This window comes from Escherichia sp. Lx600-2 (assembly GCF_036662595.1).
In the GTDB taxonomy this organism is placed as follows: Bacteria; Pseudomonadota; Gammaproteobacteria; order Enterobacterales; family Enterobacteriaceae; genus Escherichia; species Escherichia coli.
In genome coordinates this window covers 1-1,050 of the sequence record NZ_JAYQWM010000238.1, presented here as the reverse complement: position 1 = coordinate 1,050, position 1,050 = coordinate 1, and the positions used below count along the sequence as shown (strand labels likewise).

2 protein-coding genes are annotated in these 1,050 nt (G+C 37.3%); one reads left to right on the top strand and one right to left on the bottom strand.

The annotated features are described in order from the left end of the window. Nucleotides 1-60: IS1 family transposase (locus OQV04_RS25410; RefSeq protein ID WP_071528444.1), on the top strand; the 60-nt coding region annotated here is incomplete at its 5' end. 202 nt (nt 61-262) lie between these two features. On the opposite strand, the gene OQV04_RS24750 is transcribed toward OQV04_RS25410, so the two are convergent. Beyond that, the gene (locus OQV04_RS24750; protein WP_032281583.1) at nt 263-868 is read right to left on the bottom strand and encodes a winged helix-turn-helix domain-containing protein; all 606 of its coding nucleotides are present in this window, start codon (nt 866-868) and stop codon (nt 263-265) included. Nucleotides 869-1,050: the final 182 nt, after the last annotated feature.

Sequence of the window (1,050 nt, the reverse complement as noted above, 5' to 3'; positions counted from 1 at the left end):
TCGGTGGAGCTGCATGACAAAGTCATCGGGCATTATCTGAACATAAAACACTATCAATAAGTTGGAGTCATTACCCACGCAAAGCACTGTTTAGTTTTACCATAGTACTTAGTAATAAAAGCATTCATGTTTTCCTCGTATATTATTATTTAAATTCAAACCACCAACTTCATTTGCGAGTCACCGGTATCCCATATTTTTGGGATGTAGCTATAATTATCCATTCCCGCTATTTAGTCTTCAAAAAAAATTACATTTAATATCATTTATCTTGATTGAGAAATAGTAAGACTAAAAAAACAAGCGTCGTCAACCAGCACACTGCTAACACGGTAAGAACGCTAATAAAAACACTCCACTGCTTCGTTTTATACCATTCAATATTTTTGTCAGTATGTTTTATTGGGAGTAGCTCTTCAGTAGAGAATTCCTGGCTGTTATCATTCCCAGAAATGTGTGCATCAGTGTTTACTTCCCTGGCCTCGCTATCATTGGTATAGCTACTACAGTCTTCATCACTGCCACGCTCATTCTCACAGACATGTTTCTCGACCTTTCCAAGATATCTGACGCCTTTTCGCGGAATGGTTTTAATTAGAGAACTCGACAAACCAGCGATGTCTAATGCCTTTCTAAGCATGTAAATCTGCCCATAATAACTGCTGTCGCTTACCGAACCTTTCTGCTCCCGCCAAACCTCATTGATAATATGTTGCTTATCGGATTCTCCCTGTAGTAAAAGGAGTAAAAATCGATAGCCGTTTTCAGACAGATTAATTACATTGCCTGTACTGGTGGTGATACGTCGAGACGCTGGGTAAAACTTAACTCCCTGCCCTAAAGAAAAATAAAAACGGTCATCGCTCATAAGTACCGAACCCTGTTTTCTTCTTCACATGACTACTCATTACAACTTTGTATGAAGTAAGATGCAAAATCATATTGTTTACATTAAGTTAAGCAATTATACCGTTTAAACAAAGACAATACGTCTCTTTATTTCTCATAAAACCCCAATCCCTTACAGGGCTTATTGAAAAATTTAAAAAT

Excerpts from the sequence above, each read along its gene's own strand:
- OQV04_RS24750 (WP_032281583.1), bottom strand. The coding sequence starts at position 868 with ATGAGCGATGACCGTTTTTATTTTTCTTTAGGGCAGGGAGTTAAGTTT.